Source organism: Flagellimonas sp. B-3, from assembly GCF_056857835.1.
The window spans coordinates 363891-380489 of the sequence record NZ_JBSXNW010000024.1; the positions used below are offsets into that span (position 1 = coordinate 363891).

14 protein-coding genes are annotated in these 16599 nt (G+C 43.1%); 9 read left to right on the plus strand and 5 right to left on the minus strand.

Annotated features, from left to right (window positions below):
- Positions 1-81 precede the first annotated feature (81 nt).
- Positions 82-324 (plus strand): FeoA family protein, encoded by a 243-nt coding sequence (locus AC13CS_RS14150; RefSeq protein WP_163624109.1) that lies wholly within the window; start codon positions 82-84, stop codon positions 322-324.
- Positions 321-2537, plus strand: a complete 2217-nt coding sequence (feoB, locus tag AC13CS_RS14155) for a ferrous iron transport protein B (protein WP_293166699.1) — start codon at positions 321-323, stop codon at positions 2535-2537. The genes AC13CS_RS14150 and feoB overlap by 4 nt, the downstream gene beginning before the upstream one ends.
- A 153-nt stretch (positions 2538-2690) precedes the next feature.
- On the opposite strand, the gene AC13CS_RS14160 is transcribed toward feoB, so the two are convergent.
- The 3 genes from AC13CS_RS14160 to AC13CS_RS14170 are packed head-to-tail and all read right to left on the minus strand — an operon-like array spanning position 2691 to position 3960.
- Positions 2691-3083, minus strand: a complete 393-nt coding sequence (locus AC13CS_RS14160) for a DUF423 domain-containing protein (RefSeq protein ID WP_293166697.1) — start codon at positions 3081-3083, stop codon at positions 2691-2693.
- Between the two features lie 10 nt (positions 3084-3093).
- On the minus strand, positions 3094-3501 hold the full coding sequence (locus AC13CS_RS14165) for a DUF2141 domain-containing protein (protein WP_293166695.1): 408 nt from the start codon (positions 3499-3501) through the stop codon (positions 3094-3096).
- Between the two features lie 24 nt (positions 3502-3525).
- Positions 3526-3960, minus strand: a complete 435-nt coding sequence (locus AC13CS_RS14170; RefSeq protein ID WP_293166693.1) for a hypothetical protein — start codon at positions 3958-3960, stop codon at positions 3526-3528.
- Positions 3961-4066: 106 nt separating this feature from the next.
- On the opposite strand from AC13CS_RS14170, the gene AC13CS_RS14175 reads away from it, so the two are divergent.
- The 7 genes from AC13CS_RS14175 (at position 4067) to AC13CS_RS14205 (ending at position 15041) form a co-directional block, all read left to right on the plus strand.
- Positions 4067-4822 (plus strand): SDR family oxidoreductase, encoded by a 756-nt coding sequence (locus AC13CS_RS14175; RefSeq protein WP_293166691.1) that lies wholly within the window; start codon positions 4067-4069, stop codon positions 4820-4822.
- Between the two features lie 6 nt (positions 4823-4828).
- Positions 4829-5305 (plus strand): hypothetical protein, encoded by a 477-nt coding sequence (locus AC13CS_RS14180; RefSeq protein ID WP_293166689.1) that lies wholly within the window; start codon positions 4829-4831, stop codon positions 5303-5305.
- 5 nt (positions 5306-5310) lie between these two features.
- A complete protein-coding gene (locus AC13CS_RS14185; protein ID WP_293166687.1) occupies positions 5311-5802 on the plus strand; it encodes a hypothetical protein in 492 nt (163 codons plus the stop codon).
- Between the two features lie 77 nt (positions 5803-5879).
- Entirely contained in the window at positions 5880-8996 is a 3117-nt protein-coding gene (locus AC13CS_RS14190) for a VPS10 domain-containing protein (RefSeq protein WP_293166685.1), read from the plus strand.
- A 92-nt stretch (positions 8997-9088) separates the two neighbouring features.
- Positions 9089-9487: a hypothetical protein gene (locus AC13CS_RS14195; protein ID WP_293166683.1), complete on the plus strand. Its 399-nt coding sequence runs from the start codon at positions 9089-9091 to the stop codon at positions 9485-9487.
- Between the two features lie 77 nt (positions 9488-9564).
- Positions 9565-13911, plus strand: a complete 4347-nt coding sequence (locus AC13CS_RS14200; protein WP_293166681.1) for a CusA/CzcA family heavy metal efflux RND transporter — start codon at positions 9565-9567, stop codon at positions 13909-13911.
- Between the two features lie 2 nt (positions 13912-13913).
- Positions 13914-15041: an efflux RND transporter periplasmic adaptor subunit gene (locus AC13CS_RS14205; protein ID WP_293166679.1), complete on the plus strand. Its 1128-nt coding sequence runs from the start codon at positions 13914-13916 to the stop codon at positions 15039-15041.
- Between the two features lie 6 nt (positions 15042-15047).
- Here the strand turns inward: AC13CS_RS14205 and AC13CS_RS14210 are convergent, their stop codons facing one another.
- Together AC13CS_RS14210 and AC13CS_RS14215 are read right to left on the minus strand one after the other, a co-directional pair.
- Positions 15048-15869 carry a ZIP family metal transporter gene (locus tag AC13CS_RS14210; RefSeq protein ID WP_293166677.1) on the minus strand — a complete coding sequence of 274 codons (822 nt, stop codon included), beginning with the start codon at positions 15867-15869 and terminating at the stop codon, positions 15048-15050.
- Positions 15869-16525, minus strand: coding sequence for a metal-dependent transcriptional regulator (locus AC13CS_RS14215; RefSeq protein ID WP_293166675.1), 657 nt, complete (start codon positions 16523-16525; stop codon positions 15869-15871). The genes AC13CS_RS14210 and AC13CS_RS14215 overlap by 1 nt, the downstream gene beginning before the upstream one ends.
- Positions 16526-16599: the final 74 nt, after the last annotated feature.

Sequence of the window (16599 nt, forward strand, 5' to 3'; positions counted from 1 at the left end):
ACCTTTATCCATGAATACACCTTGTAATTTACCTTTTTTACTTATTTTTGCCCTTAATTAAATTTATTCTAAATAAGAACTGTGGCGACCGTAGCAGATTTACGATATGGACAAAAGGGCATAATCAAGGATTTTACCGAACATATCCTCCCTATAAAACTAATGGAGTTGGGCTGTCTTCCAGGAAATAGTGTGGAGCTTTTACAAATTGCCCCCTTAAACGACCCTATTTACATTAACCTCAGCGGAAGTCATTTGGCAATAAGAAGGTCTTTGGCAGCACTTATAGAGCTGGATATTATTGAAGAAACGCAGGCCAAATGAGCAAAAACATCAACGTAGCCCTTATCGGGAACCCAAATACGGGAAAAACCTCAGTTTTTAATCAACTTACAGGACTCAAACAAAAAGTCGGGAACTACCCGGGCATCACCGTAGAGAAGAAAGAAGGTATCTGTAAACTCCCAAGAGGGGTCAAAGCACATATTTTGGATTTGCCCGGAACCTACAGCCTAAACACCACTTCTTTGGATGAAAGTCTCGTGGTGGAGCTTTTGCTCAACAAGAATGACAAGGATTACCCCGATGTGGCCGTTGTTATCAGCGACGTGGAAAACCTCAAACGGAACCTTCTTCTTTTCACTCAGATAAAAGACCTTAAGATTCCGACCATTTTGGTCATAAACATGGCAGACCGGATGTCCCGCAAAGGAATATCGCTGGATGTTGAGGCCATGGAAAAAAAGTTGGATACCAAAATTGCTTTGGTAAGTACGCGAAAAAATACGGGCATTGAAAAAATCAAGGAACTCATTGCCGACTACAAGAGTATTTCTTCCAAACCTATTTTGGACCCGACCAGAATCTCCCCTGAATACTTTGAACGTCTTAAAATAACATTTCCACAGGAAGACCTTTACAAACTATGGCTGGTCATCACACAGGACGTGAACTTCATGCCCATAGAGAAAAAACGGATTCAAGATGCCACGGATTTCTCTACCAAATCCAAGGATGAACTAAAAAAATTACAGCATAAGGAAACCGTACTACGATACCAGCTCATCAACAATATTTTAAAAGAGACCTATAAGGTCGATTTTATGGTGGCCAAAGGCTTACGTGCCTCTTTGGACAAAATTCTTACGCATAAAGTCTTCGGTTACCTAATTTTCTTCGCCATTTTGTTGCTCATTTTCCAGGCCATTTTCGAATGGAGTTCCTACCCCATGGACTTTATTGACGAACAATTTGCAATGGCTGCAGAATGGATCAAAAACACATTGCCCCCCGGTGTTTTTACAGATTTGCTTGCCGAGGGTATTGTGGCCGGTATTGGCGGCATTGTCATTTTTATACCACAGATTGCCTTTTTGTTCCTCTTTATCTCCCTGCTGGAAGAATCGGGATATATGAGCCGCGTGGTATTTTTAATGGACCGGTTGATGCGTCCTTTTGGGTTGAGCGGAAAAAGTGTAGTGCCCTTAATTTCTGGAAACGCATGTGCCATTCCCGCCATTATGGCCACCCGAACCATAGAGAACTGGAAAGAACGGCTCATTACCATTTTGGTAACACCATTTACCACCTGCTCCGCCAGATTGCCCGTATATTTAATTTTAATCGCCCTGGTAATCCCCGAAGGCAGTATTCTGGGACTCAGTTATCAAGCTTTGACTTTAATGCTGCTCTATTTGATCGGATTTGGAACCGCCCTGTTATCCGCAATGGCCTTGAACAAGATCCTTAAAATAAAAAGCAGGTCTGTTTTTATGGTGGAGATGCCCACCTACCGTCTACCATTGCTTAAAAATGTGGTGTATACCGTAATTGAAAAGACCAAGAGTTTTGTACTGGGGGCAGGTAAAATTATTTTGGCCATCTCCATTGTGTTATGGTTTTTGGGATCCAACGGTTATTCTGATGATTTTCAGGATGCCGACCGTATTGTTACGGAACGAATAAAAAACGAAGGGTTGAGCACCTACAGTAAAAACTATGTCCAGAACAATATAGAATCTTATCGGCAATCTGCCGAAGCAAAAGGATTGTCTCCCAATGCCCTGCAAGATTCCGTTCAGGTGCTCGCCGCAGAGCTTTCCGAAAGGGCCATAGCCCAGGAAATAGCCAGTTATAAGTTGGAGCACTCCTATATTGGACAAGCAGGAAAGGCTTTTGAACCCCTGGTAAAACCCTTGGGTTACGACTGGAAGATTGGCATCGCAGTTTTGACCTCCTTTGCAGCTCGCGAAGTATTCGTGGGAACTTTGGCCACCATTTACAGTGTGGGCAGTGATGAAGAGGAAACCATTAAAAATCGAATGGCAGCAGAGCTGGACGAAGATGGCAAACCCTTGTTCAATTTGGCCTCGGGTATTTCTTTAATGCTGTTTTATGCATTCGCCATGCAATGTATGAGTACCCTCGCCATTGTAAAAAGAGAGACCAATTCTTGGAAATGGCCTATGATCCAATTGGGCTTTATGAGTGCTTTTGCTTATATTGTAGCATTGATAGCCTACCAAATCCTAATTTAAAACAAAGATGATTCAACAAATATTGGCATACGGAACTTTACTCATTGCAGTAGGCTATTTGGTTTGGAAATTCTTGCTTCCCAAATCAATCTTCAGTAAAGGAAACAACAATTCCAATTCCTGTGGCCAAGACAACTGTGGTTGTAGTTAACATCAAATTAAATTAGAGACAAAGGAATAAAGCAACAAGGCCCAGCCCACGACCAAAAGCAAACCTCCCAGCGGGGTAACCGGTCCCAAAAAACGAGGTTTGTTTCCTTTTGCAGCACCCAAGCAAAGTGCATAAATACTAAAGGAAAACAATAAGGTTCCAAAAATAAAACAGTTTACTATCCAAGAATCCAAGGGCTTGTCAAAACTGAGATTAAAGCCCAAGACCAATAACACGATGGCGTGGTACATCTGATATTTAACCCCTGTTTCAAAACTTTGCAGCAGTTCGGGGGTCAATTTCTTTTTAAGGGCATGGGCACCAAATGCCCCAATTATCACAGCCAAAAATCCGTACAAGGCTCCCATAAGCTGGGCCATAAAAATTGTTCCCATTTTTTATCTTTTAAAGTTTTACGTCGATTTCGTAATCGGAATGGATTTGGAATGCACACTCATTATATTTCGGCGGCCCAAAGGTTTTCATTTTCCCTTTGGAAAAAGCTACTTTTTCTTTGGGTACGCCCAACCAATTCGTATCCAATTTACCGTTTCCGTTCTCATCGTGGAAAACCGCCAATGCATATTTACCCACAGGTAAATCTTCAATCATCAATTGTACAATCCCCTCGTGAGCAGCTTCCCTACCAGCTTTAAATACTCTATCAAAAGACAAAAAAGTGTCATCTGAATTGTAGACGGCCACATTTATATGCCCCTTGTTGGATTGCACATTGTGCACATGAACCGAAATGTTATTTTGTGAAAATATAGACCAAGGCGCTAGAAATAGACCAACAAAGAGTATTCTCATAGTAAATCAGGACTATTTAGGGAGTTATTTGGGCGACTCAGTTTCACCCAACAAATTACGCTGCAAAATAGCATATAATTTTTGGGTTTCCAGACTATCCCTAAGATTCAGGTACATTTTAAGGGAATCGTGGTGCACCACCTTTATTTTTTGTTGATACAGATCATCCACAAAAACATATACTTTGGTATTTGTAATGGAGTCGTTAAAAACCCCTTTTTCCCTTTCCATCCAGGAAAACCCGCTGGAGCGTTCCATTTCGGGTAACTTGTCCACCAACAATACACTGTCCAATTCGGTCAAGGGTATTTTTTGATAATAGATACCAGAGAAGATTTTTAGATTGCCCTCTTCGATCTTGTGCCAGTTTTTATAGTGTTCCACAAAAGCGAGAACACAAAGTACTATGGTAAGCACTATCAAAACGTTCCACAACCAATGTCTTTTTCTTTTGCTCATCTTCTTACAATCAGGTGCTATTTGATAAGATTTAAAGGTAGTTCAATTCTTTTTAAGGGTCAAGAAGCTATGATCCTAGTATATTTGAAGCATTAAGAATCATTTTATGGATTTCTCAGGAAAAAATGTATTGATAACAGGTGCCTCCCGAGGCATCGGAAAAGCAACCGCTATGGCGTTTGCAAAAAAAGGCGCCAAAGTAGGCATCAACTACAGAAGCAATGATGAAGTTGCCCAACAAACCTTGGCAGCATTGCCGGGTGAAGGGCATCAACTATTTAAAAGGGACATTTCACAAAAGACAGAAACCGAAGCCTTGATTAATGATTTTGTAAAAGAATTTGGTCAACTTGATGTATTGGTGAACAATGCCGGCATTTCCATTTTTCACGAAATAGACAAAGTGGATTTTGACCATTGGACCAACGCATGGGAAAAAACCTTTGAGACCAATCTGTTTGCCGTTGCCAATTTGTGTTATTGGGGAGCCAAGGCCATGATGAAAACCGGGGGCGGGCATATTGTAAGCGTTTCCTCCCGTGGTGCTTTTCGCGGGGAGCCCACAAAACCAGCTTACGGGGCCAGTAAAGCCGCGTTGAATTCCATGAGTCAATCCTTGGCCAAAAAACTAGCGCCACACAACATTTATGTTGGAGTTGTTGCACCCGGGTTTACCGAAACCGAAATGGCCAAAGAAACACTTACCCCCGTCGAGCGCGAAAATCTGCTCCGTGAATCCCCGTTTAAACGAATGGCCCAACCCGAAGAAGTGGCCCATACCATTTTATTTTTGGCATCACCTGGGGCAGCCTATTCTTCTGGGACCATAATTGATGTAAACGGGGCCTCTTATTTAAGATAATTAATTATGAAGGCTGCCACCGTTGCACAACTAAAAAAAGAACTGAAATTTAAATCGCAAGAAGAAACAATGCAACTTTGTTTGCGATTGGCCCGATTCAAAAAAGAAAACAAGGAACTCCTTACCTATTTGCTTTTTGAATCTGATAATGAGGAAGGATACATAGAAACCGTAAAAGAAGAGGTGGATGAAATGTTCTTCGAAATCAATGTGAACAGCTATTTCTACATTAAAAAAAGTGTTCGAAAAATACTTCGGACCATTAAAAAGTATATCCGCTATTCGGGAAATAAAGCCACTGAGGTGGAACTGTTGCTGTACTTCTGTGAGAAACTGAAATCTTTCCGGCCATCTATCAACAGGAACACAACCCTTAAAAACCTATATAATAGACAGTTGGAGTACATCAACAAAAAAATTCCGTTACTTCATGATGATTTGCAACACGATTACGGACTAATTTTACAACAGCTAAACCATTAAAAACCATGTTCGAAGACGACGATGAACCTGGCAAAAGCCGAGAAGAATTTGAAAAAATGCCCATTTACAAAAAAGGGTGGCTCATTTTTGACCTGGCAGATAAAATCGCTTCCTTGGTAAATGATGAAGAGGAGTATGCATCTCTCGAAGAAACAGAACTGGGCCTGTTGCGTCACCATGCCGAACAACTGCGTAACGATGCCATGCTTATATGTCCAAAAATAGCAGGTGCCGAAGGAGGCGACCTTTATGCAATCCGTATGGAAAACGCCACTATCATCAGAAAAGCAGCCCGCGAAGTCCAGACTGGTTGTTCAGGATTGGAAATGTGGGGTTTTAAACATACCGAGTATCTTGAATTGTTACGAAAAGAAATTGAGGAATTCAGGATCTTGTTTGCAGAATGGGTTCAAACTTTCGACCCTTGGAACTATTCACTGGATCGTTGGGGACTCTTTAATCCACCCGGAATCAATTACGATGATCCAGAACTATAATTGGAATACGCATCCAATTCAAAAAGTTTGAGTAAATTGAAGCTTTATTCTAACTACTCATAACCAACCTTGACATCATGAGAATACTAACAACCTCATTAAAAACGTGGATGCTACTTTCCATGTTCCTCTCAACACTATTTATTTACTCACAAAATGCATCCCCTATTACCGTTGACACCAGTTTTTACAGCGGTTTTACATGGAGGAATATTGGCCCTGACCGTGGCGGAAGAACCTTAGGGTGCGCCGGAAGCCCATCCAGACCCAACGAATATTATTTTGGAGCCACAGGAGGAGGCCTATGGAAAACAAAAGACGGTGGAAATACATGGAAATGTGTTACCGATGGACAAATAACAAGCTCTTCCGTGGGAGCTGTGGCCGTAGCCGAAACCAATCCGGATGTGGTCTATATCGGGATGGGCGAGACCCAGCTTCGCGGTAGCATTACACAAGGTGATGGTGTTTACAAAACAACGGACGGCGGAGAAACTTGGACACACCTAGGGTTGGAAGAGACCCAAGCCATATCCAGAGTTCGAGTAGACCCGACCAATGAAGACATTGTCTACGTTGCCGCATTGGGTCACCCGTATGGCGAAAATGAAGAACGCGGTGTCTTTAAATCTGTAGATGGTGGCGAAACGTGGAAAAAGGTACTCTATGTAAGTGATAAGGCTGGTGCAGCCGATTTGATCATAGACCGAAACAATCCCGATGTATTGTACGCAAGCACATGGCAAGTGTACCGTAAAGCATGGAAAATGTGGGGCGGTGGCCCAGATAGTAAGCTTTGGAAATCTACCGATGGTGGCGAAACGTGGACGGATCTTACCGAAAACCCGGGAATGCCCAAAGGACCCATTGGCAAAATTGGGGTAACCGTTTCCCCTGCGGATTCCAACCGTGTTTGGGCCATTGTAGAGGCCAACGAAGGGGGTGTTTTCCGTTCTGATGATGCAGGCAAGACTTGGGAATTGACCAACAACGAACGTAAACTGAGACAACGTGCTTTTTACTACTCCAGAATTTATGCCGACCCCAAAGACAAAGATGTGGTGTATGGACTAAATGTAGGATTCTTTAAATCTACCGATGGAGGAAAAACTTTTGATGAAAAAATAAACACTCCCCATAGCGACAACCACGACCTGTGGATAGACCCCAACAATCCGAACAGAATGATAAATTCGAATGACGGCGGTGGCGTAGTAAGTATCAACGGAGGTAAAACGTGGACCGAGCAAGATTATCCAACGTCACAGTTTTACCATGTAATGGCCACTAGTGATGTCCCATATCATGTAGTGGGTGCCCAGCAAGATAACTCTACCCTGGCCATGCCCAGCGATGGGTGGGATTTTAAACAAGCTCGCGGACCCAATCATGGCTGGTATTATGCCGTAGGTGGTGGTGAAAGCGGTTGGATTACCCAAAGCCCGACCAACCCCGATATTTTTTATGCAGGAAGCCAAGGAGCTCTTTTAACACGTTACGACCGCAGCAACGGTCAGGTCAGGGATATTCAAGTGTATCCACGTTTTTTCTCAGGCGAACCAGCAAGTGCACTACCAGACCGTTGGCAATGGACCTTCCCCATCATGTTCGCACCAAAAGACCCGAATGTAATGTACACCTGTTCCCAACACGTATGGAAAACAACAAACGACGGACAGACCTGGGAAAAAATAAGTCCAGACCTTACCTATGCCGACCCAGAAACCTTGGGCAAGACAGGAGGTGTGATTACCATGGACATGAACGGTCCAGAGATTTATGCAACTGTGTTTGCTTTGGCTCCTTCCAATCACGATATCAATACCATTTGGGCCGGTTCTGATGATGGAAAAATCCACATCACAAGAGATGGTGGTGAAAACTGGAAAGATATTACCCCCGAAGAGCTTCCTAAATATTCAAGGGTGAGCATTATTGAAGAATCTATCCACAATCCAGGCACCTTGTATGTTGCTGCCAACAGATACCAAGTAGATGACAGGGCTCCCTACGTTTTTAAAACTCATGATTATGGGAAAACTTGGACCAAAATAATTACAGGAATAGAGGACGGACACTTTGCCAGAGCTATCCGCGAAGACCACAAGAGAGAAGGCCTTTTATTCCTGGCTACAGAACACGGGGTTTATTTCTCCATTAATGATGGAGCAGTATGGCAATCCCTTCAATTGAACTTGCCCGATACCCCAATCCGTGATCTGGTGATCAAGGACAACGATGTTGTTTTAGGCTCTCACGGTAGAGGATTCTGGATTTTGGACGACATCCAACCCTTTAGGGAATATTCCGAAGACCTAAAAAGTGAAAAAAATGTGCTTTTTAAACCGACGGATGCGATTAGAGGCATTTACAACACTAACTTCCAATACTATTTGGAAGAAGAGGTGGATACAGTCACTTTTTCAATTTTTGATGCAGACAATAAGCTTATCGAATCTTTTGGTGGCAACCAACCTAAATATGAAAAGGACGACAATGCATCTTGGTGGAGTCGAGGGAACAGTACCAAGCCCACTACGGCAAAAGATATCAATACCTTTACTTGGAACCTAAGATATCCTGGGCCAACCACTTTTGATGGAATCATTATTTGGGGCGCCTCGGCCACAACTGGTCCAAAAGCACCTCTTGGCTCCTATACTGTACAAATGAAAGTGGGCGACGAAGTCATTAAAAGCTATCCATTTAAAATTGAAATGGACCCGAACTTGAAAGGAATCACTGCTGAAGACCTTCAAAAACAGTTTGAATTGGCTTCCAAAATAACCGACAAAGCTACCATTGCCAACGAAGCTGTGATTCAAATCAGAAGCATCTGCAAACAATTGGATAGTTTGGGCAAAGGCGTTTCCAGTAGAAAGTTTACGAAGCTTTCCAAAGATTTTATGGGAACCCTCACAGAGATTGAGGAAGACCTTTATCAAACCAAAAACCAATCGGGGCAAGATCCATTGAACTTTCCCATCAAATTGAACAACAGGTTCAATGCCCTGCAAAGAAGCATTGAAAACGGAGATGCCAGACCCACGGATGCCGCTTATGTGGTATTTGATGAGCTTACAGCAGAGTTGGACGGCCACATGGCCAAGCTGAACAACACATTGGACAAAGAGCTTCCAAAAATAAATGCTATTTTAAAAGACAACGGAATTTCAACCATCGAGGCCCAATAGGGCCTCATGGTTTTTTAAGAATCAGACTCATTCTAAATTAACAGTCAACCATATACCCAATAACGTATTCTTCGTAATTTTACGTTGTTAGGATGAATAAAATTATCACCATAGGGATATCCTTGCTCATTCTGCTCCAAGGGGCCAACATCCATTTTAAGGATTTGGTGGAACTTGAGCAGCTTGTTGAGCACTACCAATTCCACAACGAGGAATATGGTGATGACTTTATGATTTTTGTTTCCAAGCACTACGGGGAACTCAAAGCCGATCACAGCGAAAAACACCAAGAGGAACAAAAGGAGCATGAAAAACTGCCCTTTCAGCATCAATCGCAATGTGCACAGCCCTTGGTTTTTGTTCTCGGAGCCGATGACTTTATCTATTCTCGCTCCGAAATTCCTGTCACCACCAAAGGCAATTTCCACTATCAAATGTCTTACTCCCACATTTGGGGAGACAACCTCTTCCAGCCGCCCAAACACGCATAATTCATAGTATTTCAGCTTTGCTGGACACTTTTCGCAAGCCTTATTCCACTTTAATAATGCTATTATTTCTATGAATCATGTTTTCAAAAATCATCAACTTTAGTATAAAGAACAAGTTTATTGTTCTTCTATTTACGGCAGCTATAGCCCTTGTGGGGTTATACTCCCTGTCACAAATACCCATCGGCGCCGTACCCGATATTACCAACAACCAGGTTCAGGTACTGACCACTTCCAATAGTCTCTCCACACAGGATATGGAGAAGTTTGTCACTTACCCCATAGAGTTGGAAATGGCAAACCTCCCCGGTGTTAAGGAAATCCGTTCGGTTTCCAAGTTTGGGTTGTCGGTGGTCACCATCGTCTTCGAAGATGATATGGGCACCTATTTGCCCAGACAACTTATTGCCGAAAAAATCAAGTCTGCATCTAGCCGTATACCCGAAGGGTTTGGCTCCCCAGAAATGGGACCCATCACCACTGGCTTGGGCGAGATATATCAATATATTTTGGATGTGGAGCCTGAGTACAAGGATCAGTACAATTCCACGGAGCTCAGGACCATTCAAGATTGGATCGTAAAACGTCAGCTTTCTGGAATCCCAGGTGTAGTGGAGGTCAATACCTGGGGAGGTCACCTAAAACAATATGAAGTGGCCATTCAAACCCAAAAATTGAACGCCTTCAACATTACCGCCAAAGAAGTGTTCACCGCTTTGGAAAAAAACAATAGCGTTACCGGTGGCGGCTATATTGAAAAAGTGAACCAAGCCTATTTTATTCGTGGTGAAGGGTTGGTAAGCAATCTCTCAGATATTGAAAATATAGTGGTAACGACCCGAAATAGCATCCCTATTTACATTAAGGACATAGCTAAAGTTGGTTTTGGCAGTGCACCACGCTTTGGTGCAATAACCGGCAACGGTGAGGGCGAGAAAGTCCTTGGGCAAATTATGATGCTGAAGGATGCAGATTCCAAACGGGTAATCGAAGCCGTTAAGGAACGAGTTGCTACCATTTCCAAATCCTTGCCCGAAGGCGTTTACATTAATCCGTTTTTGGACCGTAGTGAATTAATCGGGAGGACAACCTTCACGGTGACCGAAAACTTGGTCTTGGGTTGTTTGATTGTCATTTTTGTAGTGGTTTTGCTCTTGGGCAACTGGCGTTCGGGTCTTGTAGTGGCATCAGTTATTCCGCTATGTCTGCTGTTTGCACTCACCCTGATGAATATTTTTGGGGTGGATGCCAACTTGTTGAGCCTTGGCGCGATTGATTTTGGAATTATTATAGACGGAGCCGTGATCATTGTGGAATATATTGCTTTCCAAATCACCCAAAAGAAAGCAGAGATTGCCAATCTGGGCAAGAACGAAACACAATCCATCAAAGATGACATCACCCTAAAAGGTGCCGCAAAAATGATGAACTCCGCAGTTTTCGGGCAGCTTATCATCTTGATCGTGTTCATTCCAATTTTATCGTTAAGCGGTGTAGAAGGTAAAATGTTCAAGCCCATGGCTCTAACGTTTAGCTTTGCCTTATTGGGGGCAATCCTTTTGTGCTTTACTTATGTGCCCGTTGCATCGGCCATGTTCCTAAAACCATCCAAGGAATCAGCAAAAAGTATCTCCACACGTTTGGTCAACTGGATCAACAAACAATACGAACCAGTTATCGAATGGGCCCTGAAAAGTAAAAAACTCGTGCTTTCAGTAGCTGCCGCTCTATTAATAGGAGCCATTTTGTTGTTCTCCTCTATGGGAGGTGAATTTGTGCCCACCTTGGACGAAGGGGATTTTGTGATTCAACCTGTGCTAAAAACAGGTACCACTTTGACCAAAACCGTGGAAACCACGACCAAAATGGAACAAATCCTTTTAGATCGGTTCCCCGAGGTAAAACAAGTGGTAAGCCGCATAGGTGCCGCAGAGGTACCCACCGACCCCATGTCCATGGAAGAAAGTGATGTAATTATCACTCTAAAACCTAAAGATGAATGGGTTTCGGCCAAAACCAAGGATGAATTGGCAGATAAGTTCAAAGAAGCCCTTGCTGTAATTCCAGGGATGGAACTTGAGTTTACCCAGCCTATTGAAATGCGTTTCAATGAATTGATCACCGGGGTCCGGGCAGATATTGCTATCAAGATTTTTGGTGAAAATCTGGAAACATTAAATCGGAAGGCCAACGAAATCAAAGACCTTATCCAAAATGTGGAGGGAGCCTCCGATATTGTTGTGGAAAAAGTGGAAGGTCTTCCGCAAATGAACGTTTCCTTTGACAGGGCCAAAATTGCACGCCACGGACTCAACATAGCAGACCTCAACGAAATGATTTCGATGGGATTCGCAGGAAAAGTGGTTGGCAGTGTATTCGAGGGCGAGCGACAGTTTGATCTGGCCGTTCGTTTGGATTCCGAGAACCGTCAAGATATTTCCAACTTAAAAAACCTTTATGTTGATATTCCCAACGGTGGAAAAATTCCCATGAGCGAGCTGGCTGATATCACCTACCAAAAAGGTGCGGCAAAAATCTCCCGTGACGATACAAAAAGAAGAATCGTTGTCGGTATCAATGTAAGGAACCGAGACCTTCAATCTGTGGTGGACGATGTACAACTCTTGGTCAACGAAAACATCACATTACCTCCGGGCTACACCATCACCTATGGTGGTCAGTTTGAAAATCTTCAAAATGCCAAAGCCAGATTAATGGTTGCCGTACCCATTGCCTTGTTGCTCATCTTTATCATGCTCTATTTTGCTTTCGGCTCTGTTAAGGAAGCCTTGCTTATTTTCTCGGCCATTCCATTATCTGCCGTTGGAGGGGTTCTATTACTTTGGTTAAGGGATATGCCTTTTAGTATTTCTGCTGGGGTCGGTTTCATTGCCCTTTTTGGTATCGCCGTACTGAACGGCATTGTGCTCATTGAACATTTTAAGGAACTGAAGGGCAGTGATTTCAATTCTATGGAAGATCTCATCAAACAGGGGACCAAAGATAGGCTCCGCGCCGTGCTTTTAACCGCCTCAGCTGCAGCTTTAGGTTTCTTGCCCATGGCGGTTTCCACCAATGCTGGTGCCGAAGTACAGCGACCCCTTGCCACTGTGGTCATCGGTGGATTGGTAACGGCAACCCTACTCACCTTGGTGGTTTTGCCCGTTTTATATGCGTATTCACACAATATTAAGTTTCGTGGGATGAGAAAAAGAAGAAAAGACCGTAAAGCGAAAAAGAGTGCTTTGACCATTATGTTGCTGTTGATTTCAGTTTCAGGGTTTTCGCAAACTAAATTGAATCTCGAAGATTTAATGGCGCTTGCCCTTGAAAACAATAAGGGAATCCGAGCAGAATCCTTACTGGTAAATCAGGCAGAAACCCTTAAAGGAACTGCTTTTGAGATTGACAAAACCGATATTTACTACCAGTACGATGAAAACAACCTTGCGTTCAACGGGGAGCCCCTTAAAGTTTTTGGGGCACAGCAGCAGTTTGAGTTTCCTACGGTGTATGGTGCCAAGAACAGGCTCCAAAAATCGAACTATGAGCTTCAAAAATCGTCGTTTGAAATAAAAAAGAAGCAACTGTACCAAAACCTGAGTATTGCATACTACCAATACCAGACCTTGAACCAAAAAGCAAAGCTTTACGCTTCACTGGATAGTATTTACAGCAAATTTGCGCACGCTGCCAACCGACGTTTTGAACTCGGGGAGACCAATTATCTGGAAAAGGTAACAGCCACTGCCAAACAACGGCAAATTGCCAACACCTATTCCAAGATACAACAGCAACTACTCACCACTTATAATCAGATTGTAAGCTTGGTACAAAGTGGGGACACCTTGGAAATTGTGGATGAAGAACCACAAAAACTTAGTGTGTTGAATATGCAAGGAATGTTGGAAACGGAAGCTTCATTTTTGGACAACCGCCAAGAACTGAGCAATGCCCAAAAGAGTCTGGAGGAAAATAGATTGCTGCCCGACCTGAACCTAGAGTATTTTCAAGGGACCAACAAGGGCTTGGGAACATCGCTCTACGGTATTCAGCTGGGTGTTCGTATTCCCATTTTCTTCTTTGGACACAGTAGCAAAGTGAAGTCATCCAAAATACAGACCAAGATCACGGAGATGGAAAATACCGAAATCACCGTTGCAATGAACCAACGTTACAAAACCCTTCTGGGGCAATTGGAACAACAGGCCAAGGAACTCTCCTATTACGAAGACGAAGGCGGTCATCTTTCCGATCAGATTTTGAAAGCGGCCTCTGGAAACTTTCAAAATGGGGAAATCGACTTTTTCCAATACATTCAAAGTTTGGAAAATGCGTACGAGATCCAACTCAATTATCTGGATGTGCTCAACCAATACAATCAAACTGTAATCGCCATTAATTACTTGACAATAACATTATAACAATGAAAAATATAATTCAAATAGCCGCTGTTTTCCTTCTATTGATGGGCTGTGGCAATAAAAACAACAAAGAATCAGCCTCTGAAGGGCAAGAAGAAGAAACAGGAATCGTGGTCACACAAGATCAATTCGACACCAATGACCTCACTATTGGTCCGATGGAGAAAAGAACCTTCCCAAAAATGGTGGAGACTTCTGGGATGATAGATGTACCGCCCGAAAACCGGGCTAGTGTAATGGCCTTTATGGGCGGATTCGTAAAAAAGACGTCGCTATTGGTCGGTGACACAGTAAAAAAAGGACAGCTTTTGGTGGTTTTGGAAAATCAGGAGTTTTTGAAGATGCAGCAAGAATATATGGAGGTTTTCAATCAGTTGGATTATTTAAAAGCCGAGTTTGAAAGAAACCAAACCCTTTTTGAAGAAAAAATCGCCTCGCAAAAGAACTTTCTTCAAGCCAAAAGCAATTATGAAACAGCCAAGGCCCGTTACCAAGGCTTGCGGGAGCAATTGCAAATGCTTAACATTTCCCCTAGCAAGGTGGAACAAGGGAATATTTCGTCGCAAGCGGCCATTTATGCCCCTATCTCGGGAAGCGTTACCAAAATGAATGTGGCCAAGGGAAGCTATGTTTCTCCTGCCACGGAGATTTTGGAGATTGTGGACAACGACCACGTACATTTGGAGCTCACGGTTTTTGAGAAAGACATCTTAAAAGTGAAAAAAGACCAAAAAATCCAGTTCAGGATTCCAGAAGCTTCAGAAGAAGCTTTTTATGCAGAAGTTTATTTGGTGGGTACCTCCATTGACGGTGCCAAAAGATCTATTAAAGTACACGGGCATCTGGAACATGAGGAAGAGGCGAACTTCCTGCCCGGTATGTTCGTGGATGCCAAGATTATGACGGACACCATCAAAACCCTCTCTTTGCCGGAAGAAGCAGTAATTGAGTCCGAGGGGACTTCCTACGTGTTGAAATTGGTAAATAAACAAGGTGCAGGCTATACTTTTGAACGTATCGCCGTTAAACAAGGTAATACCTATGATGGTTATACCGAAATCATCTCAACAGGACTAACCGAAACCGATCAGTTCTTGACCAAGGGTGTTTTTGATTTGATCGGGGGATAAATAAATCTATCCCAGCCCAACATCCAAGGTCATCATAATTATAAATCCACCGATAAAGCCCATAGTGGCGATATCGGTGTATTTGTCTTGTTGCGTTTCGGGGATTACCTCCTCCACCACCACAAAAATCATGGCACCCGCGGCAAACGAAAGTGCGTAGGGAAGAATGGGCTCAAAAGTGAGGACGGCCCAAGCCCCCAATACACCTGCAATGGGTTCTACCAAGGCCGAGGCCTGACCGTACATCCAACTTTTTCTTCGACTGAGACCATGCCTGCGCATTGGTACGGCAACGGCAAAACCTTCTGGGAAATTTTGCAAACCGATACCCAAGGCCAAAGCCACAGCACCCCCAATGGTTGCACCCTCAAAGCCAGAAGCAACACCTCCAAATAGGACACCTACCGCCAATCCTTCGGGAATATTGTGCAAGGTAATGGCCAAGACCAGTAGCGTGGTGCGGTGCCAGGGCGTCTTTACCCCTTCTGCTTCGTCCATTTTAAAATTGATGTGCAAATGGGGTAAAATTTTATCCAAACCAAAAATAAAACCCGCTCCAAGCAAAAAACCAACGGCTGCGGGAATCACTTTTACAAAGCCTTCCCCCTCGCTCATCTCAATACCTGGTGCCAAAAGACTCCAAAAACTGGCAGCGACCATAACACCTCCAGTAAAGCCCAACATTCCATCCATCAAAGCTCTCTTTGGACTTTTGAACAAAAATACAAGGCCTGCCCCGGCAGCAGTCAGTCCCCATGTAAAAAGCGTCGCGTACAACGCTGCCAATACCGGGTCTATTTCCTGAAAATAGTGTATTACTTCTTTCATCAATCGTTCTTTTTTACATACAAATTAGATGCTATTTGGTGTGATATGCGCATTTCCTTGCCCTCCATTTGAATGCGAAGGGAATTGTCAAAATCTTCCTTGTCCATAATTTTGATGGTGTTTCCCAAGGCTATTTTGTTCTTGTCCAAAAACTTAAGAAAGGGTACGGAGGAATCCTTTACCCCCACACATATGCCTTTGGAATTGATGGGCATTTCACTGAGTAATTTTTCATCACGCTCTTGGAACTTTCCGTCCTTGGTGGGAATGGGATCGCCGTGTGGGTCATATTTGGGAAATTCCAAGAGTTCGTCAATTTTGTCAATCAACTTTTCACTTTTGATGTGCTCCAGTTGCTCGGCCACCTCGTGCACCTCGTCCCAAGTAAAATCCAATTTCTCCACCAAAAAAACTTCCCATAAACGGTGTTTTCTGATGATGGACAATGCTGTTTTTGTTCCAAAATCGGTTAACGAGACTCCTTGGTACCGGACATAATCCACCAATCCTTTTTCCGATAATTTCTTGGCCATATCGGTTACGGAAGAAGGTTTTGTCTCCATTTGCTCCGCAATGGCATTGGTGGTTATGGACTTGGTATCGCCACCACCCAAATGGAAGATTGTCTTCAAATAGTTTTCTTCTGATCGGGTCATTAAAAAATATTTTTTCAAAAATACATTTTTATTTATCAAAACCTATTTTTAGCTTTGTCTAAATTTAATTTTAT

Bases quoted from the DNA above. Each gene is read 5' to 3' on its own strand.
- AC13CS_RS14185 (WP_293166687.1), top strand. From the start codon at position 5,311: ATGTTCGAAGACGACGATGAACCTGGCAAAAGCCGAGAAGAATTTGAA.
- AC13CS_RS14180 (WP_293166689.1), top strand. From the start codon at position 4,829: ATGAAGGCTGCCACCGTTGCACAACTAAAAAAAGAACTGAAATTTAAA.
- AC13CS_RS14190 (WP_293166685.1), top strand. From the start codon at position 5,880: ATGAGAATACTAACAACCTCATTAAAAACGTGGATGCTACTTTCCATG.
- AC13CS_RS14160 (WP_293166697.1), bottom strand. From the start codon at position 3,083: ATGGGAACAATTTTTATGGCCCAGCTTATGGGAGCCTTGTACGGATTT.
- AC13CS_RS14205 (WP_293166679.1), top strand. From the start codon at position 13,914: ATGAAAAATATAATTCAAATAGCCGCTGTTTTCCTTCTATTGATGGGC.
- AC13CS_RS14175 (WP_293166691.1), top strand. From the start codon at position 4,067: ATGGATTTCTCAGGAAAAAATGTATTGATAACAGGTGCCTCCCGAGGC.
- AC13CS_RS14210 (WP_293166677.1), bottom strand. From the start codon at position 15,869: ATGAAAGAAGTAATACACTATTTTCAGGAAATAGACCCGGTATTGGCA.
- AC13CS_RS14200 (WP_293166681.1), top strand. From the start codon at position 9,565: ATGTTTTCAAAAATCATCAACTTTAGTATAAAGAACAAGTTTATTGTT.
- AC13CS_RS14195 (WP_293166683.1), top strand. From the start codon at position 9,089: ATGAATAAAATTATCACCATAGGGATATCCTTGCTCATTCTGCTCCAA.
- AC13CS_RS14165 (WP_293166695.1), bottom strand. From the start codon at position 3,501: ATGAGAATACTCTTTGTTGGTCTATTTCTAGCGCCTTGGTCTATATTT.
- feoB (WP_293166699.1), top strand. From the start codon at position 321: ATGAGCAAAAACATCAACGTAGCCCTTATCGGGAACCCAAATACGGGA.
- AC13CS_RS14170 (WP_293166693.1), bottom strand. From the start codon at position 3,960: ATGAGCAAAAGAAAAAGACATTGGTTGTGGAACGTTTTGATAGTGCTT.
- AC13CS_RS14215 (WP_293166675.1), bottom strand. From the start codon at position 16,525: ATGACCCGATCAGAAGAAAACTATTTGAAGACAATCTTCCATTTGGGT.